25 protein-coding genes and 1 tRNA gene are annotated in these 24,778 nt (G+C 42.4%); 13 read left to right on the forward strand and 13 right to left on the reverse strand.

Going from position 1 to position 24,778, the window contains the following annotated elements; translation table 11 throughout:
• Positions 1-33: 33 nt before the first annotated feature.
• The 5 genes from M886_RS00890 to M886_RS18515 form a co-directional block, all read right to left on the reverse strand.
• Positions 34-399, reverse strand: a complete 366-nt coding sequence (locus tag M886_RS00890) for a carboxymuconolactone decarboxylase family protein (protein ID WP_011032694.1) — start codon at positions 397-399, stop codon at positions 34-36.
• 85 nt (positions 400-484) lie between these two features.
• Positions 485-1,933 carry a hypothetical protein gene (locus tag M886_RS00895; protein ID WP_048050490.1) on the reverse strand — a complete coding sequence of 483 codons (1,449 nt, stop codon included), beginning with the start codon at positions 1,931-1,933 and terminating at the stop codon, positions 485-487.
• Positions 1,934-2,285: 352 nt separating this feature from the next.
• Positions 2,286-2,984 (reverse strand): class I SAM-dependent methyltransferase, encoded by a 699-nt coding sequence (locus tag M886_RS00900; protein WP_048037625.1) that lies wholly within the window; start codon positions 2,982-2,984, stop codon positions 2,286-2,288.
• A gap of 638 nt (positions 2,985-3,622) precedes the next feature.
• The gene (locus tag M886_RS18155) at positions 3,623-3,757 is read right to left on the reverse strand and encodes a carboxymuconolactone decarboxylase family protein (protein WP_152557979.1); all 135 of its coding nucleotides are present in this window, start codon (positions 3,755-3,757) and stop codon (positions 3,623-3,625) included.
• Positions 3,758-3,831: 74 nt separating this feature from the next.
• Positions 3,832-3,984 carry a hypothetical protein gene (locus tag M886_RS18515; RefSeq protein ID WP_160173149.1) on the reverse strand — a complete coding sequence of 51 codons (153 nt, stop codon included), beginning with the start codon at positions 3,982-3,984 and terminating at the stop codon, positions 3,832-3,834.
• A 200-nt stretch (positions 3,985-4,184) separates the two neighbouring features.
• Here M886_RS18515 and M886_RS00905 point away from each other — a divergent pair, with 200 nt between their 5' ends.
• Positions 4,185-4,610 (forward strand): hypothetical protein, encoded by a 426-nt coding sequence (locus tag M886_RS00905; protein ID WP_011032697.1) that lies wholly within the window; start codon positions 4,185-4,187, stop codon positions 4,608-4,610.
• A 528-nt stretch (positions 4,611-5,138) separates the two neighbouring features.
• Positions 5,139-6,902, forward strand: coding sequence for a DEAD/DEAH box helicase (locus tag M886_RS00910; protein WP_048038253.1), 1,764 nt, complete (start codon positions 5,139-5,141; stop codon positions 6,900-6,902).
• Between the two features lie 95 nt (positions 6,903-6,997).
• Here M886_RS00910 and M886_RS00915 read toward each other — a convergent pair whose 3' ends face one another.
• Both M886_RS00915 and M886_RS00920 read right to left on the reverse strand, forming a co-directional pair.
• Positions 6,998-7,735: a class I SAM-dependent methyltransferase gene (locus tag M886_RS00915; RefSeq protein WP_235203840.1), complete on the reverse strand. Its 738-nt coding sequence runs from the start codon at positions 7,733-7,735 to the stop codon at positions 6,998-7,000.
• A 423-nt stretch (positions 7,736-8,158) separates the two neighbouring features.
• Positions 8,159-9,499, reverse strand: coding sequence for a glutathione-independent formaldehyde dehydrogenase (locus M886_RS00920; RefSeq protein WP_011032700.1), 1,341 nt, complete (start codon positions 9,497-9,499; stop codon positions 8,159-8,161).
• A gap of 359 nt (positions 9,500-9,858) precedes the next feature.
• On the opposite strand from M886_RS00920, the gene M886_RS00925 reads away from it, so the two are divergent.
• Both M886_RS00925 and M886_RS00930 read left to right on the forward strand, forming a co-directional pair.
• The gene (locus M886_RS00925; protein ID WP_048050492.1) at positions 9,859-11,787 is read left to right on the forward strand and encodes a hydantoinase/oxoprolinase family protein; all 1,929 of its coding nucleotides are present in this window, start codon (positions 9,859-9,861) and stop codon (positions 11,785-11,787) included.
• A gap of 66 nt (positions 11,788-11,853) precedes the next feature.
• The gene (locus M886_RS00930; protein WP_048036304.1) at positions 11,854-12,549 is read left to right on the forward strand and encodes a metallophosphoesterase family protein; all 696 of its coding nucleotides are present in this window, start codon (positions 11,854-11,856) and stop codon (positions 12,547-12,549) included.
• Positions 12,550-12,644: 95 nt separating this feature from the next.
• On the opposite strand, the gene M886_RS00935 is transcribed toward M886_RS00930, so the two are convergent.
• Positions 12,645-13,091, reverse strand: a complete 447-nt coding sequence (locus tag M886_RS00935) for a putative zinc-binding protein (RefSeq protein WP_230626468.1) — start codon at positions 13,089-13,091, stop codon at positions 12,645-12,647.
• Positions 13,092-13,140: 49 nt separating this feature from the next.
• The gene (locus tag M886_RS00940; RefSeq protein WP_015411328.1) at positions 13,141-13,641 is read right to left on the reverse strand and encodes a metallophosphoesterase; all 501 of its coding nucleotides are present in this window, start codon (positions 13,639-13,641) and stop codon (positions 13,141-13,143) included.
• 187 nt (positions 13,642-13,828) lie between these two features.
• On the opposite strand from M886_RS00940, the gene queC reads away from it, so the two are divergent.
• The 5 genes from queC to nifB all read left to right on the forward strand — a co-directional run bounded on the left by queC (position 13,829) and on the right by nifB (position 17,933).
• The gene (gene queC, locus M886_RS00945) at positions 13,829-14,524 is read left to right on the forward strand and encodes a 7-cyano-7-deazaguanine synthase QueC (protein WP_011032704.1); all 696 of its coding nucleotides are present in this window, start codon (positions 13,829-13,831) and stop codon (positions 14,522-14,524) included.
• 114 nt (positions 14,525-14,638) lie between these two features.
• Entirely contained in the window at positions 14,639-15,199 is a 561-nt protein-coding gene (locus M886_RS00950) for a DUF366 family protein (protein ID WP_011032705.1), read from the forward strand.
• Complete coding sequence (locus M886_RS00955) at positions 15,200-15,967, forward strand: 7-carboxy-7-deazaguanine synthase QueE (RefSeq protein WP_048036303.1); 768 nt, start codon at positions 15,200-15,202, stop codon at positions 15,965-15,967.
• Positions 15,968-15,988: 21 nt separating this feature from the next.
• Entirely contained in the window at positions 15,989-16,339 is a 351-nt protein-coding gene (gene queD, locus M886_RS00960; RefSeq protein WP_011032707.1) for a 6-carboxytetrahydropterin synthase QueD, read from the forward strand.
• A gap of 622 nt (positions 16,340-16,961) precedes the next feature.
• Positions 16,962-17,933, forward strand: coding sequence for a nitrogenase cofactor biosynthesis protein NifB (gene nifB, locus M886_RS00965; protein WP_048050493.1), 972 nt, complete (start codon positions 16,962-16,964; stop codon positions 17,931-17,933).
• Positions 17,934-18,061: 128 nt separating this feature from the next.
• On the opposite strand, the gene M886_RS00970 is transcribed toward nifB, so the two are convergent.
• The gene (locus M886_RS00970) at positions 18,062-18,238 is read right to left on the reverse strand and encodes a 4Fe-4S binding protein (protein ID WP_011032711.1); all 177 of its coding nucleotides are present in this window, start codon (positions 18,236-18,238) and stop codon (positions 18,062-18,064) included.
• A gap of 490 nt (positions 18,239-18,728) precedes the next feature.
• On the opposite strand from M886_RS00970, the gene M886_RS00975 reads away from it, so the two are divergent.
• Positions 18,729-19,709: a methanogenesis marker 2 protein gene (locus M886_RS00975; RefSeq protein ID WP_048050494.1), complete on the forward strand. Its 981-nt coding sequence runs from the start codon at positions 18,729-18,731 to the stop codon at positions 19,707-19,709.
• Between the two features lie 118 nt (positions 19,710-19,827).
• On the opposite strand, the gene M886_RS00980 is transcribed toward M886_RS00975, so the two are convergent.
• A complete protein-coding gene (locus M886_RS00980) occupies positions 19,828-20,130 on the reverse strand; it encodes a hypothetical protein (RefSeq protein ID WP_015411334.1) in 303 nt (100 codons plus the stop codon).
• Positions 20,131-20,923: 793 nt separating this feature from the next.
• On the opposite strand from M886_RS00980, the gene M886_RS00985 reads away from it, so the two are divergent.
• The 3 genes from M886_RS00985 (at position 20,924) to M886_RS00995 (ending at position 22,078) form a co-directional block, all read left to right on the forward strand.
• Positions 20,924-21,238, forward strand: coding sequence for a DUF5611 family protein (locus M886_RS00985; protein ID WP_015411335.1), 315 nt, complete (start codon positions 20,924-20,926; stop codon positions 21,236-21,238).
• A 108-nt stretch (positions 21,239-21,346) separates the two neighbouring features.
• On the forward strand, positions 21,347-21,820 hold the full coding sequence (locus tag M886_RS00990) for a chorismate--pyruvate lyase family protein (RefSeq protein ID WP_316242979.1): 474 nt from the start codon (positions 21,347-21,349) through the stop codon (positions 21,818-21,820).
• A 186-nt stretch (positions 21,821-22,006) separates the two neighbouring features.
• Positions 22,007-22,078: transfer RNA gene (locus tag M886_RS00995), tRNA-Thr, on the forward strand.
• Between the two features lie 755 nt (positions 22,079-22,833).
• On the opposite strand, the gene M886_RS01005 is transcribed toward M886_RS00995, so the two are convergent.
• Both M886_RS01005 and M886_RS01010 read right to left on the reverse strand, forming a co-directional pair.
• Positions 22,834-23,751, reverse strand: a complete 918-nt coding sequence (locus M886_RS01005; protein ID WP_080934208.1) for an IS481 family transposase — start codon at positions 23,749-23,751, stop codon at positions 22,834-22,836.
• Between the two features lie 238 nt (positions 23,752-23,989).
• Entirely contained in the window at positions 23,990-24,778 is a 789-nt protein-coding gene (locus tag M886_RS01010) for a hypothetical protein (protein WP_048038003.1), read from the reverse strand.

Below are 24,778 nucleotides of genomic sequence, written 5' to 3' on the forward strand. Positions count from 1 at the left end.
TGATAAAACGAACTCAAAACCTTAGCCCGTTATTTATTTACCGCAGCAGCAGCCTTTCTCTTCATCCGATTTCTCTTTTCCGGACTCCAGGGGTTTTTTCTCCTTAAAGATGATATCATAAACGTTTTCGCCGTAGTTATTCGCCCAGTTAAGCTGAGAGCCTCCGGCTATAAACATGGCAACAGCAATGGCTTCTGCAACTTCTTTTTTGCTTGCTCCATTAGCAACAGCTCTTTGAGAATGAACATCAACACAGTACTGGCAACGCATCAGGACTGAGGAGGCAACGGCTATAAGTTCCTTGGTTTTGCGGTCAAGTTCTCCACCTTCAAAGATAGAACTTCTCAGTTTTCCGAATGCTTCAGCAGTTTCAGGCAGTATTTCATCCATGAATGGCATTTTATTCCTCCGCTCAATAATACGATTTCAGTTTATAAAAGAAGGAGAGTCATATACCAAGTTTAGTTGATATTCAGGTTACGCCTTACTCAGCACTATGCAGATATACGCTGTAGGTATGTTTGTTTTCAACCCTGAAAGTAACCGATTTGTCCTGATCTACCCTGTAGTCAAGGGATTTTTCTGAGGTATTATCGTAGACTCTTGTGCCTTTTTCAGCCTTTATATTTACATTTGCCAGGGCGTCGCAGCCGTTTGTGTGTGCGATGAAAATGACAGAGTTGTCAGTATGCTGGAGGATATCAAATTGGGCTTCATGGGTGTTACGGCTTATCTGACCGTACTCATAAAAAGAGACTATTGACGCACCATTTGAATTGTAAGTATCGACCCAGTTGAGGAATTTCGAGCGGCTTATCGAATATTTTATAGCCGGATCAAGGTCAAGTTCATGAGTAAAAGAAGGGTACGCCATACCCGCTTTTGAAGCAGATTCCCACCACTCCCATGTGTTGTCATCCAGGTTTCCAACGTTTTTTTCCGCATGAACTCCAGAGTCTCCGTTTCTCCAGAACATCCCCAGGTTTTCATAGGCATAAATGGCATGCTTAATATTGTCCTTGTTTCTCATCGAGCACCAGCCTGTAGGTTTTTGCCCGATTTTCTCATAAACATATGAATAGCCCTCGTCCATAATCTTATAAGCCTCTTCAGGCGGGAAGGCGTTCAACTCTTTAGAATAATGTACCCCGGTATCCCAGGAATTATCAAAAACCAGACTTCGCAGGTACTCAATGTCTGACTCGCTGCATTGCTCAAGGAGATCTATATCAAACCAGATCGTGCCTTTGTTATTTTTGCTGTTAAGATAGCGTATTCCCTGCTCTGTTGTATTCCTTACATGAGGACCGTCAATCCCGAAAGGAATCAGCCTGGAGTCTCCGACAGAGGTTACTAATTTTCGGTCTGCTATCTGGTTTAGATTGTAGATGCTGATGTCCATATACCTTCCTTTTCCGGTGATAAAGGATGTGAATTTCAGATACCCGTTTGAGAAATCCACATAAGGAAGCCTTTGCCTCTCGAAGTTATAAAAGGGGGTCACAATGGATTTGCCATCTCTGGTAGATATTGTGTTTGTTTTGCTGCACCCGTCAAACGCAATTTCGAAGTCCAGTTTCTCAGAGGAGTTCCCCAGAGTTATGGTCTCGGACCTGATACCGCCCGAAGAACTTTCGAAATAACTGATTAATAAAACCCTGTTATTTACTTCCTTAATTACCAGTTTTGAACCCGGACTGTTAAGTTCGATAAAACTGCGGGTATCATCCGTTTTTATATCCATTGATATTTGGTAAGTACACTTAACCATTGGTATAAGCCTGCAGATGTAAAGTGACCCTGCCTGCCGTTGCTGTCCGTGATAATGAACAGAGGGAAGAGACGCTGCTTCACAGAATCCAAGGCTGTCAAAAATTTTCAGGGCATCTCCGGCACGCCTGCCTGGACCGGAATCAAAAATAGTGTCTGTCACCGGAAGTAAACTGCGTGGAGATAAACATGGAGACCGTATATTTTTATACACAAGCCCTTCTGTGACATTGTTAAAAAGAATTTGCGGTTGTAGTTCTCCGTAAATTGTCGAATAAAACCGATCGTGTATTTTATTTTTCAAAAGTTTTGCAATAAAAACATTATCCGGGACGCTGTGAATTTTGGAAAAATCCTGTGAAAACAGGGTAATACTACCCTGATCAATGTTTTTGGGACTTGATGGATTAACTGTTTCAGGGGAAATGTTAACTCCTCCAATAAACGGCAGTCAAGGTTTATCTGAAAAGATAAAAATTCGGAAAGAAAGTTTTTAGATAACAGTAGAATCTCTTTTAAGAAATTATTGCGTGATACTTATATTCGTAATACATGGACTGGACATACTCCATCTTAAAACCATGTTTATTTGCGATTTTTTCTATTGTGTAGGGCTTATGGGTGTATCCGAGAATATCTTTTGGACGATTTTTAAGAGCCGCCAGGAGAGTTGTACGAGCGTCAAAAAGAATTCTGCGAAGAATTTTATCTGCTCCGAAATCTCGTGAAAATAGCCCTATTTTCCATAGGGGATATAGTCGGGGGTCCAGAAGATCAAAAAGGACAATTTTGCCTCCTTTGTTCAGATGCCTGGAAGCATTGGCAATAAAATCATCAACTTCTTCGTCTGTGAGGTACTGGATAACACCTGCTGCGGTGATTCGGTCAAAGGAAGTGTCAAGCTTCCCCCATACGGTTTTATCGTTAGCCAGAATTAGAGTTATATTGTCCCTTTTTCTTTCCCTTATCCTCTTGCCTGCCTCTTCAAGCATTGATGCGGAAAAATCAGCTCCTACGAGCTCTTCATATTCGAGAGAATAATAAACCAGAAGCTCTCCTGCGCCGCATCCAAAGTCGAGAAGTGTTTTGCCTCCATCAAGATGGTACAGCTTTTCCCTGGCCTCTTTGGATATAAATTCTTCCGCAGATGACCTGTGCCCACCACTTTTCTTGTTTGCAAAAAATTCTTCCCAAACATTTCTCGATTCCGACATATTTTATACCCCTGTTCCTGTTTTTAATGAATTTGCTTCATGTTAAGATGCCACGCTGAAAGGTTCATTTTATGTATAAGCTGGTCCTATAATTAAAGAGAAGAAGGGATTTAATTTCACCCATATGTTATTAAATATTTATATGTATCGGATTGGAGATATTTTTCCCGGATAGAGTAATTCCTAATGCTATTTTGTTTTTCCATTTTCTCAAAAATACAGTAATATCCGGATTCATGTAAATCAGGCTGATCAGGACTGAAGTGAAGATATTATCCGGAGAGATTTATCAAATGCCAGTTTCCTTGTTCTTAAGCAATCGATTCAAAACCCCAGCATTAAGTCAAAAAGTCTGAATATTCTTTTCATAAACCTGAATGCATTTCAGTTCGCGATTCAGACATGGAAACTTAATGCAAGTTCAAATAAACATGGAGTAGCATATATAAAAGATATTAGATAGAACATATTTAGAGACAGTTATCCGGAATCATGTAATTTACTCGGGATCTCCGGTAATATGAATATTTCAGGAAAAAGATACAGGAAGAAGATATAGAACATACAGGAAGAAGATATAGAACATACAGGAAGAAGATATAGAACATACGGCAGGAGATTCGTATTTTAAAAACGTCTCAACCTTCCGGGAAATAAAATAGAGATGCCACAACAAATGTGGCAACTGCTATTGCTTCGGCGAATTCTTTCTTTTCAGCCCCTGAAGCAACAGCTCTCCGGGCGTGTATGTCAACAAGGAACTGACAGCGCATAAGAATTCATTCTGTTAAAGTGAAAACTGGATATTACATTCAAAGAGAAAATGAGTAGCGTTAATTAATCGGGCTCAGCGCCCGGATTTTCTGCATAAGCTGCTGTTCCAGCGCATTTCATTGCCCCGTGCTTCGGACTTATGCGTATACAGAAGGTCTTCCTCGTCTTCCAGTTGATCTATTTCAGAACTCTTCTTTTCCGGCACGATGTTCTTTTTGTCTTCCATAATTCTGCCTCCATATCCCGGTTAATTCTGAATATATTCCCGGCTCCTGCTTAATGATATGAAAACATGCCTTAAAAACCAGCAGGTAAGTATCAAAAATAACTGATTTAATTCCGGAAAGGTTAAAGAGAAGTAAAAGAGAAGTATGAAATAGCAGAGAAGAAGTGAATATAGGAAATGGCAGGAGATGACCTTTCCAGATGAACTCATCTTCATTTAACTCCGGCTCCGGAACGGATTACGACAAACAATGGGCTTTTGAGGTTGCATATTTTATCCAGCACATAGGGACAACCCTGCAGAATCTGGGAAACTTTCTGAATACAGGGGACTATGTTGAAGCCCGTGTACTGGCTGCAGAGATGAAGCAAAGGGCAGAGTATGAAAAAACCCTTCAGCCGGATTTCAGAACCTCTGATTATTTCGTGCAGGCACGCAGGCTGTTTAACAGCTTCCTGGACGAATGCGTAAATTTTGCCGAACTCCTGAGGGTTACAACCATCCAGGAAGAAACCGGATGCGAGGAACTTCAGGACAAGCCCGAGCAGATAAGGAATTCCATAGACAGGCTTAACCTGTTAAAGGAAATGCTGACGGACGAGCTTCACTTAAAGGGCTGGTATTGAAGAGGCCCTGGCACAAAAAATTAAAACTTAAGAAATATAAATCAGAGCAAATATACATCCGGCTCTGGATTAACATTTATTATAATTCAAGTTTTCTCCCGAATTTTACCGGGTTTTACAGCTTTTTTCAGGGAGTTCTGCCTGATAGGTAGCAAAAGGTTATATACAGGAAATGGGTCTAGTGTGTATTCACTGGAGTAAAAGACAACGGTCTGGTTACTCATTTGCCTGTATCACGGGGAAGAATTCAAAAAGTGTCCCGAACTTATCCAAGAAAGCCATTTTTTGCTGCGTAAGTTTATTTATACTGATTCTGAATTTCCCTGGTTTTAGGCAATTTTTCGCAGTGCCGGGGAGATTAACCATTTATGCGGCGTGTTTACCTGCTTTAGCTGGTAGCGTGTACCGATTTTAATAAATGGGCCTTTCCGTAAAGAAAACTGACGGACTGCGGCAGATAGTATGTAAACAGCAGGTCTGCAATCTGCAGAGCCTGTAGAAAATAATCGTAAATTCTAGAGTGAGTACATGGAAAAATTAGCAAAATTTAAGGCACTTGGGCTCTCGGACAGTACATTGAAAGCCCTCAAAAAGAAAGGTTTCGAAGAACCAACCCCGATTCAGGAAAAAGTCATTCCGCTTTTTTTGAAAGGAGAAGCAGACATTATAGGGCAAGCCCAGACAGGAACAGGAAAAACGACAGCCTTCGGAGCCCCCATCATAGAGAAAATTCCTGAGAAATCAGGACACGTTCAGGCAATAATCCTGACCCCTACAAGGGAACTCGCAATTCAGGTTTCAGAAGAACTTAACTCCATAAAAGGAGACAAGAAACTATATATTGTCCCTATATATGGCGGACAGTCCATGACCCAGCAGCTTCGCGTGCTGAAGAGCGGCGTGGACATTGTTGTAGGAACTCCGGGAAGGGTCATCGACCACCTCGAAAGAAAGAGCCTCAACCTCGAACATATCGCATATTTCGTTCTTGACGAAGCCGATGAAATGCTGAACATGGGCTTTATTGACGACATAAAAGAGATCTTAAAATCAACCGGCCCGAATAAGAGGATGCTTTTCTTTTCAGCCACAATGCCAAAGGCAATTCTTGGAATCGTCAAGAAGCATATGCAGAACTATGAGCACATTACAATCGAAAAAGAGGAACTTACAGAAACCCTGACCGAACAGATCTATTTTGAGGTCAAGGAAAGCGACAAGTTCGAAGCTCTCTGCAGGATTATCGACATTGAAGATGAATTCTACGGGCTCGTATTCTGCCGGACAAAGACTGACACAAGCCAACTTGCCCAGAAACTCAGCGACAGGGGTTATTTAGCCGATGCCCTGCACGGAGACCTTTCCCAGCAGGAGAGGGAAAAAATCCTTAACAAGTTCAGGAAGCAGAAGATAAACATCCTTGCAGCAACCGACGTCGCCGCAAGAGGCATCGACATTATGGACCTGACCCACGTTATCAACTATGCCCTGCCCCAGGACCCGGAGTCCTATGTGCACAGGATAGGAAGGACAGGAAGGGCAGGCAAGCAGGGAACTGCCATTACTTTTGTCACATCCACGGAATTCAGAAGGCTTACTTACATTAAAAAGACTTCAAAGTCCGAAATGAAGAAAGGCCACATTCCCGAAATAAAAGATGTAATTAAAGCCAAAAGGGCTAGAGTAAGAACAGAACTCGAAGAGACCATAAAGACGGAAGAATACGGGGACTGCCTTGAGATGAGCCAGAAGCTCCTTGAAGAATACCCTGCAGAAAAAATTCTGGCTGCCCTTTTGAAGTTCACCTTCAAAGACAAGTTCGATGAAAGCATGTACACTGAAATCTCTAGCGGCAGCTCCTATGTCGACAGGAAAGGCAAATCCAGGCTCTTCATAGCTATGGGTAAAGCCGACGGCATGACTCCGGACAAATTGTCGTATTTCATTCAGGAAGAACTCGGGGACGGCGAACTCAAAGTAAGGGATGCAGAAATTTTCCCGCATTTCTCCTTTGTAACTCTGCCATTTGCTCAGGCTGAATCCCTGATCGAAATATTCAAAAACAAAAGGAGAGGAAGCAAACCCTTCGTGGAACTCGCCCAGAAATCAAGGGGAAGAAGCTCAAAGGATTCAGGGGAGACCAGAAGCGATAATCGAGGCACTTCTAGAGGCAATTCCAGAAGCGGTGAATCCAGAGGGGATTCTAGAGGCGAATCTCGCGGCACAAAAAGCACAAATTACTCAAGAAGTACCAGAAGTACAAGAAGCACGAAAAAGAAAGACTCTTATTAAGTCTGTTTCTTTTTCCCTTTTCTTTTTCTCAATTCGTTCTTTTATCCCGTTTTCCTGTTTCTTTTTTCAAAGTTTCAAGGTTTTAATCTTCATAGTTATTTAATGCAATAAAATCCAGCCTGCATATAAGAGTACCAGAATAGTTCCACAGTCCTGAACCCTGTATCTCTCAACAGCTTCAGGTGTTCCTCGACAGTTATTGGGAAATATTCGGTATCAAAACGCTCAAGATGTTTTTGTATTTCCTTTTCTTTCCGCCCATGCAGGGATTGAAATTTGCCCCAGTACCTTTTTCCCACGGCGACTCCTTCTTCTGTAAGGGGCCTGATGTTCTCGAATGTAATGTAAATTCCACCCTCTTTCAAAAGATTATAACACACTCTGGTGGCTCGGGAACGGTCTTCCAGACTGAGATAATGGTGGCATTGTATGGCAGTGATAACGTCCGGCTTTTCTTCCAGTTCCCGAGAAAATTCCTGGGTGGAGGAAGCCTTCAGGAACTCCACCTTCCCATCAGGGTAGAATGATAATTTTCCCTTAGCTTGCTCGAGCATGCTTTCAGAAGGGTCGAGTAAAAGGAATTTTGTATCGAGAAATTCCTCAATCGATTTATTTATCAGGGAACCTGTCCCACAGCCGGTATCCATCCAGATTTTCGGGCTTGAGGGCAGCGATTTGACAAGGTTGATAGTCTCCTGGTGAAAAGACGAATAATAAGGAAGAACACTGGAGATTCTGGCATCATAATCCTCAGGAAGGTGGGGAGTAAAGTTTTTGGGAGGTATTTCAGGCGTCATATCGATGAATTCCTTGTAAGTTTGTCTTAAACCCATGATCCGAACAAAAGCTATTTCTTTTACTTTTCAGACCCTGAAGTAATATATTTTTTCCTTAAAAAATTACTACCATTTCAACCCCGCCATTTCATTCAGGTTTCCGGCTGGAAATTCAGAAAAAACGCATATAGTAAAATGCATATAGTAAAATTCACTTCACTCTAATAAAAGGGAACTCTATATTCGAAAAAAAGAAAACAATAATTGACAAATATAAAGGAGATCCATACTGCTTTAGGTTTCAACCAGCCTGTTAGAAGCAGAAAAAAACTTTGAAAGGATAAATTTGAAAAAGTAAATTTGAAAGGATAAATTTGAAAAAGTAAATTTGAAAGGATAAATTTGAAAAAGTAAATTTGAAAGGATAAATTTGAAAGAATAAATTTGAAAAAGTAAATTTGAAAAAAGAAATTTAAAAATTTATTTTTCAAACTGAATTGTTACCTTTGTAAAGCCTTCTGAGCGTTTGGCAAACTCCCTGTAGGCATCAGGCGCTTCCTCTATGGAGATTTTATGACTTACTATAAAGCTTGGCTTTGCCACGCCTGCAATTATCATATCCCTGAGCATCGGTTGAAGTTTCTTAACCGGAGTCTGGCCTGTTCCTACACTTATACCTTTTTCCCAGAGCTGTCCAAAAGGCAGAATATACTCCCCTTTCTTGGCACGTTCATTATAAGCTCCGGGGTCATCTGCCACGTAGACCCCGATAACACCCAGATGACCGGTCGGGTTGATAAGCCTCACCAGATCACTTATCACCTGCGTTGGGTTTTCCCTTGAGGGATCTTGCCTGTCTCTTGCCTGATATCCGACTGCGTCTATACCGGACATCACACCTTTCATTTTTTCCTCACCTGGAATCAGGGACTGAACAATTGCTGGGTTCCCTGCCCTCAACATCTGAATCATAGTTACGGGATCGCTCCTGGCTAGTTCAAGGTTAGCACCTATACTCTTGGCAAGGTTTTCTATACTGGACATGATTCCCTGCAGTTTTTCCTCGCCCGGAAGCACGGTATCCACTCTCGAATGCTGAGACCTTAATGCCTCAATCATGGCTACGGGGTCGCTAAGTGTAAAATCTACAGGAATAGCACCAATACTCTTTGCCAGCTTCAGCCTCTCAGGAATGTAATCAACGACAAAAACCTGAGCTGCCCCCTGCAGTATTGCGGAATAAGCTGAGAGCAAACCTACAGGTCCTGCCCCGAAAACCGCGACAGGAAATCCTGGCATTACCATTGCAAGCTGCGTAGCAAAAAAACCTGTAGGAAATACATCCGACAGCATAATGAAATCGTCTTCCCATTTATCCCCTGGAGATCCTGGAAGTTTCGTACAGTTCAGGTCGGCAAACGGCACCCTTAAAAATTCAGCCTGAGCCCCTCTATAAGGGCCCATTTTGGCATATCCAAAAGCCCCTCCTGCACTTTCAGGATTAACAGTCAGGCAGGCGCTGGTAAAACCCCGAATACAGTTCAAACAGTGCCCGCAGGCAATGTTAAAAGTAACGACAACCCTGTCCCCTTTCTTAAAAGAGGTCACGGCATCCCCCACCTCTTCTATAACCCCTAGAGGCTCATGCCCAAGAACTTTTCCCGGCTTTTCAACAGTTCTTCCTTCATACATATGAAGGTCGCTTCCGCATATGCCACTCGAAGTAAGCCTGATTATGGCATCTGCAGGGTGCTCTATTTTCGGATCTTCGACTTCTTCTACGGAAACCTGATTCGGTCCTCTATAAACAACGGCTTTCATAAAATCACCCCAATCCTGTGAAGTTTCTCTGTCAGCTTTTTCACCTTCCCTGCAAATGCAGAGCAACAGAGAATAACCAGATTATAGCATGTATTTTTATATTAGTTTTTTTATAAAAAACACATGAAACTATATAACTGTTACAGAATTTAATTTGAGGGACTTAAAAAATAAGCCATGTATTGAAATTCTGGCTCCGGATTTGATGTTAACAGTGATAAGCAATTCCTTTTATCTGATGTTCGGCATACCTAAACCAAGTTAATTTTAATGTAAAAATCTACTGCAATTCCATACTCTATTGCAGTAAACAAAAAACAACCAAAAACAAAAACAATAAAAAAGGAGCCATTTTTAATATGCACTATAGCCTTGGAATCGATGCCGGAGGCACTTATACAGACGCAGTACTTGTGAGGGATTCTGATGGGAAAATTGCAGACTCAAATAAAGCACTGACCACCTATCCCGACCCACTTGCCGGCATCAAAAAGGTAATTGATGGGCTTAATCCGGAGTATCTCAAAAACATAAAACTCGTATCCGTATCAACCACCCTTTCCACCAATACCATACTTGAAGGGAACGGTTTTCCTGTAGCTCTTATCCTTATCGGGGACCACCCTCTTGAAAAGGAATTCCCGACAGAGCATGTGCTTTTTGCAGGAGGGGGGCATAACCACAATGGAGAAGAAGTATCCTCTCTTGACCTGAAAGCCATTGAAAAATTTGCCCTGAGCGTAAAGGACAAAGTATCTGCTTTTGCTATTTCTTCCTATTTCAGTACACGCAACCCTGAACATGAGCTTAAAGCAAGAGACTGCATAATGAAACTTACAGGACTTCCTGCGGTCTGCGGGCACGAACTCTCCCAGGAACTGGGAGCCTATGAGAGGTCAGTAACAGCTTTCCTCAATGCACAGCTGATCCCCATAACCAGGCAGTTTGTGAAGTCCATTATTGCAGACATGACAGAAAGGGGGATTAATGCAAGGCTTCTTATGCTCAAATGCGACGGTTCGGTTATAGGTATAAAAGACGCCCTGCAAAGACCAATAGAAACAATCTTTTCAGGCCCTGCAGCAAGCCTTGTGGGAGCTTCTTACCTTTCAGGGCTGCAAACCTGCGCAGTTGTTGACGTAGGTGGGACGAGCACTGATATTTCTTCAATTTATATGGGAGTCCCTGACCTGAGTGACGACGGAGCCATTGTCGGCGGCTGGAAGACAAGAGTCAGAGCTATAAGAATGGAGACAACAGCTACAGGAGGAGACAGCCATGTCTGGACAGTGGACAGGGGGCTCCACCTTGGACCACGGAGAGTTATGCCTCTTGCAGTAGCTGCAGCTCAGTATCAGGATTTTCTGAATACGCTCAAAAGGACGCCCATGCCTGCCAGAGAAGACCTGGGAGAAAATATCCAGCCTACAAAATTTTTTGTCAGGTCAGGCTATACAGCAGGTGAGATTAGCAAGGTTGAATCTGAAGTCCTCGGCGTAATAGGAGACGAGCCTGTTTCCGTGAATGACATAAAAACCCTTATCAGAAAAGACCTCCACCCCCAAACCCTGGACTCCCTCATTAAAAAGAGGCTTATCCAGGCTATAGGTTTTACACCAACAGATGCTCTTCATGTGCTCGGGGAATATACAGCCTGGAACGAAGAAGCTTCCAGAATAGGCGCAGAAAGGCTTGCAAGGCTCATGCGCATGACACCACACGAGTTCTGCGCTGCAGTAAAAAAGAGGGTTGCAAGGAATATGTCGCTCCATCTCCTCTCATATATCCTGCAGGGAGTCCCGCATACGGCTGTTGAGCAAATTCTGGACGGGAATTACCAGGCAAAGTTCAAGCTTGGAGTCCCTGTTGTCCTGCTCGGAGGACCCGTGCGCTCACACAGGAAAGAACTGGAGGAATTTATAGACGCCGAAATTATTGTTCCCGAACATGCCGAGGTAGGAAATGCTGCAGGGGCTCTTGCAGGAAAAGGTATCAAAAGAGTGGAGATCCTTATAAGGCCTGCAAGCCTGATGTCTCCTGAGAAGGATTTCCTTGTTTTTGCACCCGGCAGCAGGCAGAGGTTCGATGTATACACAGAAGCATTGAATACTGCAACAGAACTTGGAAAAAAGCTCGTTGAAAATTATATGAAAGAATGTGGGCTTAGTGGAGACCAGGTTGAAATTTCCATTGAGAAAAAGACAATCTCACCTGAAGGCTGGAACCATCCGCCAATGGAAACAAATCTGCTTGTAATGGGAGTTGGAATGCGCAGACTCCACGGCTGAAAGCTCGGAATGAAAAGAAAAATTAGAATCCAGAGGAAGTAAAAACCAGGAGGTAAATAAACGAGACTGTTACTGATCGCTGATATCCATGGAAATTATGAAGCTCTCCAGACAGTTCTTGACGTTCCCTATGATAGGGCAGTCTGCCTTGGAGATATCGTGGACTACGGACCTGACCCAGACAGGTGCATAGACCTCCTGCAAAAAAAGAATATCACTACCATCAGGGGTAATCACGACAATGCGGTTGCCTTTAAAGTTGACTGCCAGTGTGGTTACAGGTACAAACATCTCTCAATTGCAACCCGGGAATATACCTGGAAAATTCTTGACAGAGCAGGGATGAAGTACCTGCAAAAACTTCCTCTGCTGATCAAAGAAGAAATTGGCGGAAAAAGTTTTTACTTTACCCACGGGAGCCCGCGCTCTATGTTCGAATACATAAAACCCGAAACCTCCGATGAAGAGGTTTTGAGAATGATAGAAGGAGCAGCAGAGCCTGTGGAGGCTGATTTTCTCGTTGTCGGACACTCTCACATTCCCATGAACCGAAAAATAGGAAACCTTACAATAATAAATCCGGGTTCAGCAGGACAGCCAAGAGACGGAGATACAGGGGCGAGCTGTGCTGTTTTAGATACTGAAACAGGAGAGGTGGAGTTCCTGCATCTGAAGTATGACATTGATGCGGTCTGCGCCAAAATAGAAGAAAGAATGCCTCACGCAGAGGAGCTGACAGGCATCCTCAGGCGGGGATATTGAGGAAAAGGTACAATTAAAGGAAATCAGAACCCTTAAAGGAAATCAGAACCCTTAAAGGAAAACAGAACCGCAGAAAGCTCGAAAATTTACCGGATTCAGGCTTCCTTTACAGCCCGGATAATTTTTTCTATATACTCCGGCTTTACATCCAAAGGTCTTGTTTTTTCAATTCCAATCTCGGTAACCATAAGATAGACTTCTGCCTGTATTCCCGCCTCATCAAGTTTTTTTGTGGCACACCTGTCCGTACAGCCGTCGAGAACCAGCACTCTGAAACCTTCGGATAACGCGTCTTCAACCGCATCTGTCCCCTTCAATGCAGCTGCAGCCCTGTAAAGGTCAGGTCTTCTGAAAGCCAGGGTCGATGCTGCCTGCATGGTAAGTTTCCCTGTATTTGATAAACCGGAACACGCAAAAATAAGGGTATTTCTCCTTTTTCCGGAAGAGTTATTCGTTTCGGGAAGGCTTTCCAGGAATGGTTCTTTCTGTCCCGGGGGCTCATTTTGCTCATTCTGTTTGGCTTCCATTGCTATTAAAACCATTAAGGAGCTATTGTTTAAATAATTTTTGAAATAAAAGTGAAGATAAAGGTCAGTCAAGCTCCAGTTCGGTAATCTCAACGTTAAGGTTTGCGATCTCAAGGGTTGCAACCGTAACTTTTCCTGACAGAACCCCGGAACACTCGCCTGGATTTAGTACAGGCGTCCCGTCAATCATTTTGACCCCTGCGTTGTGAGTATGCCCCCGGACCACAACGTCAAAATCTCCTGACTTTGCAAGAGCTCTGACAAGAGTTTCGTCTGTCCCATGTAAAAGGGCGATATGCAGCCCGTCAATAGTAAGATCCCCGAAATCCCCACAGGAAACGGCACCTATTTCTTCAAACTTCTTTGTCAGGGTTACTCTATCCCCATCGTTATTCCCAAAGACGAAATAGAGTTTTGGATTTAGTTCTTTAAATTCCCTTACCGTGAAAGGGGAAATGATATCCCCTGCATGCAGCACTGCTTTTACCTGTTTTTTGTTGAAGAATTCCACAGCTTTCCGGATAGCTGCCAGGTTATCATGCGAATCCGAAATAATTCCTATCAAGTAATCCCACCTCACTTAATACTAGACGCCCTGAATATTTAATACATACTTTGAGGCTCAGGAAAGAGCTATTTTTAAATAGGAGATATAGATATTACTCCAATAATCTCAGAGGAATACTTACAGAACCTCCAGAGAGTACCAGATAAAGAAAATTTTCCATAAAATTAGAGTCAGTGAGAAAGGAATGAAAGCTATAACCCTCCTGAGCAGCGGGCTTGATTCCGTAGCAGCGCTTGCGATTGCTGCCGAAAGCCTTGAAATTGAGATGGCAATTACATTTGACTACGGGCAGAGAGCAGGGCAGCGGGAAATGGAATATTCCGAAAAGGTCTGCGAACACTTCGGAATAGAGCAGAGGATAATAAAGCTGGACTGGCTTGGAGAAATAACACATACATCCCTTGTAAACAGGGATGAAGAAGTCCCTTCCCTGTCTTTTGAGGATATTGATGAAAACTCCCCTTCCATGATTACCGAGTATTCTGCAAAGGCTGTCTGGGTCCCTAACAGGAACGGGGTTATGTTAAACATCGCAGGGAGCTTTGCCGAAAGCAGGGGATGTGATTACATAGTTGTGGGCTTCAACGGAGAAGAAGCCGGAACCTTTCCTGATAATTCCCGTGATTACATACAGGCGGTGGACAATGCCTTTTCTTACTCCACACAGAACGGAGTGAAAGTGCTTGCTCCCCTGGCAGAAATGGGAAAAACTGAAATCGTTAAAAAAGCTCTTGAAGCAGAAGCTCCGCTTGAATACAGCTGGAGCTGCTATCACGGAGGGGAAATCCCCTGCGGAAAGTGTGAAAGCTGCGTGCGCAGGGCAAGGGCATTCAAAAATATTGGTATAAAGGACCCGCTTCTGGAAAGGTTGGGGATCTGAAGTACCGGGTCCGAACAGGGAGTATGAACAAATTGAGAATTATGATATTACGGCACTGCTGAGATCCGGTAGAGAAAATAAAGAAACAATTTTAGAGATTGCAGAGAGAGTTCCATGAAGTGTATTATTTTACCCGAAAAACTTGACTACGACGGAAGCCAGATTTCTTCCCTGTGGGCTTATAGCAGCTTTGGAGTGCAGGAAGATTCAGTTATTGTTTTTAGAGGTGCGTGTGACGTTAAAATCGAGCATATGATTGACCTTGAAGACCGGAGAGCAAACGAGTCTATCTGGTCTGAAGACATGCTGAGTTTCATAATAGAACATTTCGATTCCACCGACATGAAACTGATTTATTCACGCCAGCGCCTGTTTACTGCAATAGTCAGAGAATACCTTGAAGAGCTTGGGATCAACACTTCAAGAGCAGGAGACGACCTGTTTTTTAAAGGAAAGAAGCTGACCGTATCTATTGCCAGCACCTCGGCTATTTCCCAGAAAATCCATTTCGGCATTAACGTCTCGCATGAGGTATACGGAAACCTGAAAGAAGCCGGAATTGAGGGCGAGGAAAATATTGTACGGCTGATGCAGGGTATCGGGGAAGCTTATGTAAGTGAATTTGGGGATATAGAAAAGGACCTCAGGAAGTCCAGACCTCTCGGAGTGGCGTAAATGTCATCTTCAAACCATGAACCCGCTAACTTAAGAGAAGTCTTCTGTTCCGTGCAGGGAGAAGGCCCGTATGTCGGCATGAGGCAGGCTTTTGTCCGGTTTTCAGGCTGCAACCTCAGCTGCAACTACTGTGATACTAATTTCAGAAATCCTGGAACCTGCGATTACGAGAGGGTTGAAGGCAGTGGAGTTTTCGAAAAGGTCTCAAACCCCGTAAACATAGAAAAGCTGGAATCCATGCTTCAGCCTTTCAAAGATCTCCATTCTGTATCCCTGACAGGAGGAGAGCCTCTTTTGCATGCGGATTTCATAGAGAAACTGAACCTTTCCGTGCCTCTGTACCTTGAATCCAATATGACTCTGCCTGAGCAGGCAAGAAAACTGCGCGAAAATGTTGCGTACGTGGCAGGAGATTTCAAGCTCCCGGAAGCTCTCAAAGACATCTCCCCGGAAACCAGGGAAGCACATATGGAAAACACTATTGAGTGCTTCAGGCTCCTTAGAAAAAATAATTCAAGAGACTGTTTTTGCAAAATTGTAATAGGCAGGGATACAAACACAGATACGGTATCTCTGGCTGCAGAAGCAATAGGATCCTATGTATCCTGCATAGTTCTCCAGCCCGAAACGCCTCTGGGAAGTGCGGTAAGGACTCCGCGGTTCAATCAGGCATCGATAAGGGGTATTCTAAAACTGCAGAAAAACCTGCTAAAGCTAACCGACACGCGAATCATTCCGCAGACTCACAGAATGTGGGGTTGCCTGTAATCGAAAAGGGGGACGAATAAAATGGCAAATATGAGATTGGGAGTTATTGATTATATTGACAGCGCACATTACCTTCCAGGGCACGGGAAGTGCGGAAGAGTTCATGGACACACATATAAAATAGAAGTGGTAGTGGAAGGAGAGGTAAGGGAAAACGGTATGGTGATAGATTTCTATGACCTGAAAAAAGGCATAAAGGAGACTCTTCAGGAGTATGACCATACCCTGTTAAATGATATCCTTGACTTCCCCAGCTCCGAGCACCTCTGCCAGCACATTCATTCCCGCCTTCTGGAGAGATTTGGCTTTCCACTTCTGGTGAGGGTATGGGAAGGGGAAGGCAAATGGTGCGAAATGGATAATTTCTCCTGATTGAAAAATGTGGGGCAAAAGTGGTCTGTGTACAGACCACTGTATAAATGTGAGATTTTAATATAAATCGAGATATTTTAATAGTAGCAGGATATTTAAATATATAGATCAGATCCCGATCCTGGAATGCTCAAACAGTAATAAAAAAGAAGAATTGAAAGATTCATTAAAGAAGATACACCTTTACATTAAGAAGGAAATCAAAGCAATTTTAGGGGAATTTTGGAAAAATTTTGTAACGATTTAATCGTATTTCAAAAGGTTCAGGGATAATAAAGAAATTGTTTTGGAACAATTTCGAAAAAACTTCAGAATAGTTATGAAATAAAACTTCGGAATAGTTATGAAATAAAACTTCAGAATAGTTATGAAATAATCCTGAAACTATTCCACAATGTATATCAGGGAGCTATATCATAGGTGATTTAGACATTCAAAAATCCCTATTTAATGTAGAATCCCTATTTAGTGTAGAATCCCTATTTAGTGTAGAATCCCTATTTAACGTAGAATCCCTATTTAGTGTAGAATCCCTATTTAGTGTAGAATCCCTACTAGAGTAGAATCCTTATTTAGTGTAGAATCTCACATTCATTTTACATTTCGAACGGAGGAGAAAGATTTGCCAGAAGAAAATCAATCTGTAGACAATGAGAATAAAGGCCCCATCCTTGGAGAGGAAATCCGCAGAAAGATCTCCGAACACCCCTGTTACGATAAAAATGCTCAGCATAAGTTTGGGAGAGTCCACCTTGCTGTAGCCCCCAAGTGCAACATCCAGTGTAATTTTTGTGTAAGGGAATTTGACTGCGTAAATGAGAGCCGTCCGGGAGTTACAAGTAAAGTCCTTAGTCCTCAGGAAGCCCTCGAAAAAACCAGGCAGATCCTGGCAGATTATCCGTTCATTAAAGTTGTTGCAATTGCAGGACCTGGCGACCCTCTGGCTAACGATGAAACATTTGAGACATTTGAACTTATAAGGAAGGAATTTCCTGAGGTGACCCTCTGCATGAGCACAAACGGGCTTATGCTCCCTGAAAAACTTCCGGACATGCTGCGTGTTGGGGTTTCCACTCTGACAGTTACGGTAAACGCAATCGATCCCGAAATCCAGGCAAAAATAGTGAACCATGTAGTATATCACGGAAAAGTCTACAGAGGAGTCGAAGCTGCCGAGATTCAGATCAAAAACCAGCTTGAGGGAATAAAGGCGGCTATTGATGCAGGAATCGTTGTCAAGGTCAATACCGTGCTTATACCGGGAATTAATGATAAGCATGTGGTAGAGATTGCCAGAAAGCTCAATGAGCTCGGGGTCTACATCATGAATGTCATGCCTCTGATCAACCAGGGAGCATTTGCACATCTTGAGCCTCCAACTGCCGAAGAGCGGAAAGCCGTTCAGGAAGCCTGCGAACCTTATGTTATGCAGATGCGCCACTGCAGACAGTGCAGATCCGATGCTTACGGACTCCTTGCCCAGGACATGTCACAGATGAGTGAGGAGCGCAGAAACCTTATAAAAATCCAAACAAAAGAAGACTTTGAAAAAGCAAAAGAAGTTCTGAAAACGAACGGGAAAGAAGAGTCCTGAGTAACTTAATAATTTTATTAATTTCAGCCCGGGTTTAGAAAAAGACCTGAAATAAGAAAAGCTCAAAAACCCTGGCCTGAATGGCGGAGTTTGGGAACTCCGCTTTTCAGAACTTATTTTTAAAAACGTTACTCGAGAGTGATTGCCCCGTTCGGGCAGGCATCTACACATGCACCGCAGTCAAGGCATTCATCTTCGTCTACAACTGCAATGTCATCGTCATTGAGGGAGATTGCAGCTGCTGGGCATTCATCTACACAGGTTCCACAGCCTGTACAGGCATCGGCATCGATTTTTGCTACCATGTTTTTCACTCCTTATTTAAACAAGGGGGATTTTTATAGAGTCGAAAATATAGAAGGTTGACATACAAGGAGATAATAATTTATAAAAAGCTGTCGCTTCCATCCCGGAAACAAAGAAAAAAAGAGATAAAGGATAACTGAATTACGTATTGCTGCATAATTCCTTACTTCAAGGGTAGAGATAAACGGAAAATCAAAGATACAAATATTGCAGTTGCTGATGTCAACCCATAACGAATTCCATGATTATATGTCCGACCATCAACATCAACCCGCAATAAGTTTATAATTAACTTATGAAAACCTCACAGCTGGTTTTAAGAACTTATTTTAACTCTTGAACTGTAACAATACATTTATTAATACGTTTATTGTCCTGCCATAATTTGATCTGATCAGATAACAGTAAGATCAAATTGCTGTTAATCTGATCTTAATATTAACTACTAGATAGCCCAATACAAGTAAAAAAACAAACAGGAGCCATTGATTGAACCTGGAACAGCTAGCAGAAAGGATAAGGAGTTTCGAAGGGGTTACCCGAAAAAAACAGATCGAGGATATAGTCTCTATCTTTGAAGCCGTCCGCCCGGAATACGGGAACGCTATCGTTGATTTCGGGGACGATGCTGCAGTAATTGACATAGGAGGAGATGACGTTATCCTCTTTGCAGCTGATGGTATATGGGGACGGCTTCTAGACGCGAGCCCCTGGTGGGCAGGTTACGGGGCTGTTGTTGTTAACGTAAATGACATTGCAGCGATGGGAGGAAAACCACTTGCCATGGTGGATATCGCCTCTGCAAATTCCCCAAAAGCATGCAGGGAACTGATGGAAGGCCTGGCTGAAGGAGTAAGAAAATTCGGGGTTCCTGTGGTTGGAGGGCATGTCCACCCGGATACGCAGTATAATTCCCTTTCCGTTGCCATAATAGGAATCGTCAAAAAAGACTGTGTGATCAGAAGTGATACTGCAAAACCAGGCGACCTTGTAATTGCAGCCTATGATATGGACGGAAAAATCGGCCCAAATTCCCCTTATAGCTGGGACACGACATCTTTTAAAGAGCCTTCCGTGCTCAGGGAAAGCTACCTTGTAACCCAGGAAATAGCACAGAAAAAGCTTGCAAGCGCCGGAAAGGACATCAGCAACCCCGGGCTGATAGGAACGCTCGGGATGCTCTGTGAGACGAGCAGGGTAGGAGCCTCTGTCGATCTGGAAAAAGTCCCGAGACCTGAAGGCGTGGATTTTGAGCAGTGGCTGAAAGTGCACCCGGGAACTGGTTATGTGTTTACTGCAGACCCGGAAAAAGCCGGAGAGTGTGTGGCTGTGTTTGAAAAGGCAGGGCTTACAGCTGCAGTAGTAGGAAAAATTGAAGAGGGGTTAAAGCTTGACATGTATGATAAAACAGGCAGAGTAACCGTTTTTGACTTCTCAAAGGACAGTATTACAGGCATAGGTTCCGAATAAACGGGACCTTTCTGCTTGAAATATTTATTTCAAAAATATTGTTCTGCTGAAAAGTTATTATTTTACTTATCCAGCATCTGCTCCTGTTTATTTTATTATTTTTATCCTGACGAGTCGTTTACTGGTTTTCAATCCAGGATTTCATTTCGTCATAGAGGAACGCTTCTGCAGCCTGAACCTTTTCAAGAGGCCCGCGAAGTACGAGAATTTCTCTTTCTTCACTGTTTGCAATGCTAACAGGCATCTTCCGGGTTATAGGTTCAAGATCAAATTCTTCCACGATATCATAGATGATTGATACAACTGTCCCGGGGGGAATAATCAGGTCGTAGAGACTTTCATTTGTCATTTCGGGGTCTTTTTCAACATCCTTTTTAGCCTTCTGGGCGATTAAATCATCAAGATTGAGTGTTCTGTGCATCCGGGGATCACCTTCTTATTTTTATTGATTATAATTACTGGTTGTTATTTATCAGTGACAGGTTGATTTTAACAGGTAAATGAATTAATTTTTGTCTACATATATTAAAGCAACTTATCAGGCGTATCGAATAGCTTGAAGAGTTTTAAAATCTTCCTTATGATCTGGAAAAATGATGTCCAGTCATATCTCTTTTTTGCATGAACCTATGATAAATATACTCATATTTATGGTTGCTTCTTGTGAACTGCAGATTTGGTTATGCCAGAAAGATCCAGAAAACAGATATAAAAAAGGTTAGACTATGTGATACTAAATCTATTTAGAACCGGGTATCTTTATTTCAAGATAATCTTTATTTCAAGATCATTTTTGAGTTTAGTATTTTCTTTGCTTTTAAGACCATTTTTGATTTCAAGATTATAAATATGTCTGGCAACTTTACAGGTTAATAGCAGATGTAGAAATAAAAATTATAGTTATAAATAAAAATTACAGTTATGAAACAGGAAAATACATATGTACAATTAACTTGATAACGGTTGAGACCAGTATTTAAATAAATATAGGTTGTTAATTCAAACTGAAACGACATCAATAACCGTAAATCAGCAATATTCAAGTGATAACAGCCAGAATACCTGGAGCATAAAAATATGAAGACCGGCTCCAGAGTACATGCCCTTCTTCCGGGATCATCTGCCCGACTGATCCGGATTATCCCTGTAGATTCCGGATAAAAAGGCTCTGGCAAACTTTATCTGAGATGAAAATATCTTATAAGAGGATAGCAATGCAGCAATACAAGTTGAAACGCGGCTTTAAACCTGAACCTGAGAGAATATACCAGGCAATGCAGGAAAGCTTCCCTGTTGAAATTTCCCGTAATGGGGACAGATTCGAGATCTCATACGGGGCACTGTCAAAGATAACGGTCTGGATAGAAGACAAAAAACTCTGTGTGGAAACGGTTTCCGATGCGGCTGTGAAGGACGATGAAACGATCCTTCAGACCAACAAAGCTTACAGAGACTTTCTCTTAAAGTCTACAGGCTACACGGCAAAAGAGCGCCTGAAAATGGCGAAAAAGGATGTCGGAGAGGCATAACCTCCTGACCGCTCGTTCTTATTTCACATAATAAATAATATCCTGCAGCATTTACCTGGAGGTGTCGTTCTGGAAGGAGATTTCCTTGAAAAACTGAAAAGCCTTGAAATTCCCACCTGCCTCCGGGTCTGCTGTGGGACTGACGGTTCCGTAACCTTTCTTCTGGAAATTATGTCCCGAAAGCCGGTGACCGTAAAAACAGAGTCTCAATATATCGTTAAAGCCGACAGGGAACTGGCTGAGCTCCTGGGAGTAGAAGAAGGCAGCGAAATAAACAACAGAACAGTCAGGCTTTACGCCGGAGACACGGTTTTCGTACACGCAAAGTCCCTCGCCCCTCTGGAGCGTATGCCCCAGACAATGCGTGACCAGCTCATGCGGGCAGACATCCCTATCGGCAGGATCCTGCGCACCCACAACCTTGAAACCAGGCGGGACATGGTAGAGTTAGAGATTCTTGAGGGCGAACCCACCTTTGACGGGACCCCCATACTTTCCCGCACCTACAAAATCGTCCACAATAACCACGTCCTCATGTGGATCAACGAGCGCTTCCCTATAGATGCGCGCTGGAAACTCTAAAAAGCCAGGCTTTCAAAAGCCAACTGTAGAAGAAACAGGCAATTTTTCCTGCCAGTTTCTCAATTTTTTCAAGCAAAATCCCCGGATTTTTAGCCAGTTCAGGAATATTTTCCTGTTTGAAGCCGCTTCAGTCGAAACCTTTATATCTGTAGTATGATATTTTGGAGATGCTCTTACAGCAACAGTGCCTTGGTGGCTTAGGGGTATAGCGCGTCCTTGGTAAGGACGAGGTCGCGGGTTCAAATCCCGCCCGAGGCTCTTTTATTTTTTGTTTTTTCTGAAGATATTATGTTTTTAATGAATTACTACCAATTTGGTAATAATTAGTAGTTTTTTGGTAGTTACTAATTGACCCGGATTTCTGTATTTGAAACTGTAGAAACAACAATAAGATTTCCAAAAATTACATCGTAAATTATTTTGACAGCGGTTCTGATATTGGATTCATTGAAGACTTGACGGGCTCATGTTAGCTTAAAGACCAGTTGTAGTAACTTCTCGTATGATTTGTATAGCCCAAGACATTGCGAGTAAATCAAGAATTAAATTATATGTAGCAAGCCATATAAACTGAAACTCAGTAAAAAATAAAGAATTTAGGCTTTGAATCTACGCTCTGATCTGGAGATGCCCTTGGAGCAGCAGTGCCTTGGTGGCTTAGGGGCACAACGCGTCCTTGATCAGGGCTGGGGTGCCGAGGCCGTTAGGCAAAAGCGACGACATGAGCGCCTTCAAATCTTGCCCAAGGATCTTTGCTTTTTTGTTTTTAGATATGAAGGTTCAAAACTTATTTTATTCGTCGGAAGAATTATACGCTTGACATTTTCCATCTCCGCAGCAAGCTAGCAGGACATTCGACTGAAATTAAAAAAAATGGGCGTTAATAAGTGATTATCTGACTCTATTTCAGTTAAATTCCATAAATATTATTTTATAACATTTTTGGCATTTGTTTCGAGTGTTTTATCCTGAAATAATTTCGCTTTGAAACTTTTTTCCTTTTGTCCATATTTTCACAGCCCAAACAATCTCGTTCCTATTCTGAATTTTGCCTCAATTGGAAGTCTATTCCAGAATGCATCTTGTGGTGACTCTAATTGTTCAAGTTTCAAAGCCCCATGAGGCCTCTTGTTATACCATTGTAAGAATTCCTCGAACGATTCAAACTCTCCTCTAAACCTCTGATATGTATCAAACCATTTCTCTATTTTTCCGTTTGTCTGAGGATGTCTGACCCTTGCAAGTATTGGTTTAATCCCAAGTTCTCTAATTCTCTCTTTAAATTCACTATCCCATGAACCATCCTCATTAATCCTGTGTGCTCCGAATTCACTTCCATGATCCATGATGAGTTCCCTTAAAGGACATATATCCCAGTACTCTCTGACAAGTTCATCGATCACTTTAATGGTGTTTTCCGTGTTGCAATGGGCGTACTCTCCTCCTGCAATTACCATTCTTGATGAATCATCAAGAATGGCACAGACTTGTAACCCTAAAAGAGGGTTTTCATGCCAATCGATGTGTGCAGCAGACATGCTGTGTTCACGTTCGTATCTACACCACTTTCTTCTCTGCTTCTTTTTTCGGTTTTCCTTGGCAAGGTTCATACTGAGTAGATAGTTATGGATTCTGTTATGAGATATTTTACGATTATACTTGCCTTCTATGAGAATCTCAAGGTAACAGGCTCCAAACTTATAATCTGAGTAAGTTTGGTCAATTATCTCCTTATCGTCGGAAGATAACTGTTTACGGGGCCTTCCAAGATTATTACCAACTTGAGGAAGCTTATCAGTATCAACATATTCTTTATATATCTGCTGAACTCGACGAGCTGAGATCCCCTGGATCTGAGCTATCGTCGAGGTAGATTCCCCTTTCAACTTTTGAGCAATGATCCAACGTATCTTTTTCCCGTTAAGTTTCACAATAGATAAGGGATTGCAACCAACATAGTTAGCGCGAAATAATTTCGGGATAAAACAGCATTTGTTTCGAAGCGTTTATTAAATAAACATATTTAACGGACCTTTGGTTAGAATAAGTTCTTATTTATTAATTGAGTTTCTCTTCTTCGGAAGTATTACGGTTAATCAGTTCTGGAATATATTTAGACATGCATAAAACAGTGTATAGAGTCCCTTCCGGGACTCAAAACTATCAGACTTAAAGTCTGTGATTCTCATTGTATTCGTTCATAAGCTCAGTTGCCTGTAAAGTATGGTCTGTTCCAGAGTTGATGAATTCTCCTGCATTGTTAAAATTAGCCTCAGCCTCAGCAGCGTTCCCCGAATTGAATGATTCAATACCAGCGTAACAGGACACAGCCGCCCAATTGTAAGCAACCATAGCAAGCCTGTATTCGTCTTCTACTGGTTGTAGATCGGCAGAAACATCATATCTGTCGCAGTGGTCAATAGCAATGTTAGTGCTTGCATACATATTGTCGGCATATACAGCCAGGCTCGCCATATCATTGGTTGAAGCGGCTCTTGAAACGTCGTCCATATCCGCCCGTACATCAGCTAAATCGTCCAGCATCACATCAATCCATATGGCATCATCTGAAGAAATAGTCGATTTGGACTCTTCTACTTCCCTTTCAGTTTCTTCTTCAGCTTCCTCTTCTCGGATTTCCTTCATACGAGTTTCCATATCTACTTCAGGTTCTTTGTCATTTTCTTCAAGGGTCTCTTCTTCAGCTCCTTTAGCCTCTTCAAGGCTTATTACACTGGATTCTTCCGTATCATCTTGTACGGGTGTTTCCGTTACAGTCTCAGTTTCCTCTGTAATGGCTGGCTCAGGTTCTTCTTCCTGTATTGCTTTCGTTTCACCTGTTTGAATATTCTCAGATTCGACTGATGTCTCAGAATTATCGCCTGAATCGCTACACCCAAGGGCGAACATAAGTCCCAGGATAATCACAATTACCAGAATTATTTTTTTGACATTCAT

The organism is Methanosarcina soligelidi (assembly GCF_000744315.1).
Taxonomy (GTDB): Archaea; Halobacteriota; Methanosarcinia; order Methanosarcinales; family Methanosarcinaceae; genus Methanosarcina; species Methanosarcina mazei.

Excerpts from the sequence above, each read along its gene's own strand:
- M886_RS00900 (WP_048037625.1), bottom strand. The coding sequence starts at position 2,984 with ATGTCGGAATCGAGAAATGTTTGGGAAGAATTTTTTGCAAACAAGAAA.
- queD (WP_011032707.1), top strand. The coding sequence starts at position 15,989 with ATGGCAAATATGAGATTGGGAGTTATTGATTATATTGACAGCGCACAT.
- M886_RS01010 (WP_048038003.1), bottom strand. The coding sequence starts at position 24,778 with ATGAATGTCAAAAAAATAATTCTGGTAATTGTGATTATCCTGGGACTT.
- M886_RS00915 (WP_235203840.1), bottom strand. The coding sequence starts at position 7,735 with ATGGGTTTAAGACAAACTTACAAGGAATTCATCGATATGACGCCTGAA.
- M886_RS00905 (WP_011032697.1), top strand. The coding sequence starts at position 4,185 with ATGAACTCATCTTCATTTAACTCCGGCTCCGGAACGGATTACGACAAA.
- M886_RS18515 (WP_160173149.1), bottom strand. The coding sequence starts at position 3,984 with ATGGAAGACAAAAAGAACATCGTGCCGGAAAAGAAGAGTTCTGAAATA.
- M886_RS00935 (WP_230626468.1), bottom strand. The coding sequence starts at position 13,091 with ATGGTTTTAATAGCAATGGAAGCCAAACAGAATGAGCAAAATGAGCCC.
- M886_RS00955 (WP_048036303.1), top strand. The coding sequence starts at position 15,200 with ATGTCATCTTCAAACCATGAACCCGCTAACTTAAGAGAAGTCTTCTGT.
- queC (WP_011032704.1), top strand. The coding sequence starts at position 13,829 with ATGAAAGCTATAACCCTCCTGAGCAGCGGGCTTGATTCCGTAGCAGCG.
- M886_RS00985 (WP_015411335.1), top strand. The coding sequence starts at position 20,924 with ATGCAGCAATACAAGTTGAAACGCGGCTTTAAACCTGAACCTGAGAGA.
- M886_RS00950 (WP_011032705.1), top strand. The coding sequence starts at position 14,639 with ATGAAGTGTATTATTTTACCCGAAAAACTTGACTACGACGGAAGCCAG.
- M886_RS00970 (WP_011032711.1), bottom strand. The coding sequence starts at position 18,238 with ATGGTAGCAAAAATCGATGCCGATGCCTGTACAGGCTGTGGAACCTGT.
- M886_RS00925 (WP_048050492.1), top strand. The coding sequence starts at position 9,859 with ATGCACTATAGCCTTGGAATCGATGCCGGAGGCACTTATACAGACGCA.
- M886_RS00980 (WP_015411334.1), bottom strand. The coding sequence starts at position 20,130 with ATGCACAGAACACTCAATCTTGATGATTTAATCGCCCAGAAGGCTAAA.
- M886_RS00910 (WP_048038253.1), top strand. The coding sequence starts at position 5,139 with ATGGAAAAATTAGCAAAATTTAAGGCACTTGGGCTCTCGGACAGTACA.
- M886_RS18155 (WP_152557979.1), bottom strand. The coding sequence starts at position 3,757 with ATGCGCTGTCAGTTCCTTGTTGACATACACGCCCGGAGAGCTGTTGCT.
- M886_RS00890 (WP_011032694.1), bottom strand. The coding sequence starts at position 399 with ATGCCATTCATGGATGAAATACTGCCTGAAACTGCTGAAGCATTCGGA.
- M886_RS00920 (WP_011032700.1), bottom strand. The coding sequence starts at position 9,499 with ATGAAAGCCGTTGTTTATAGAGGACCGAATCAGGTTTCCGTAGAAGAA.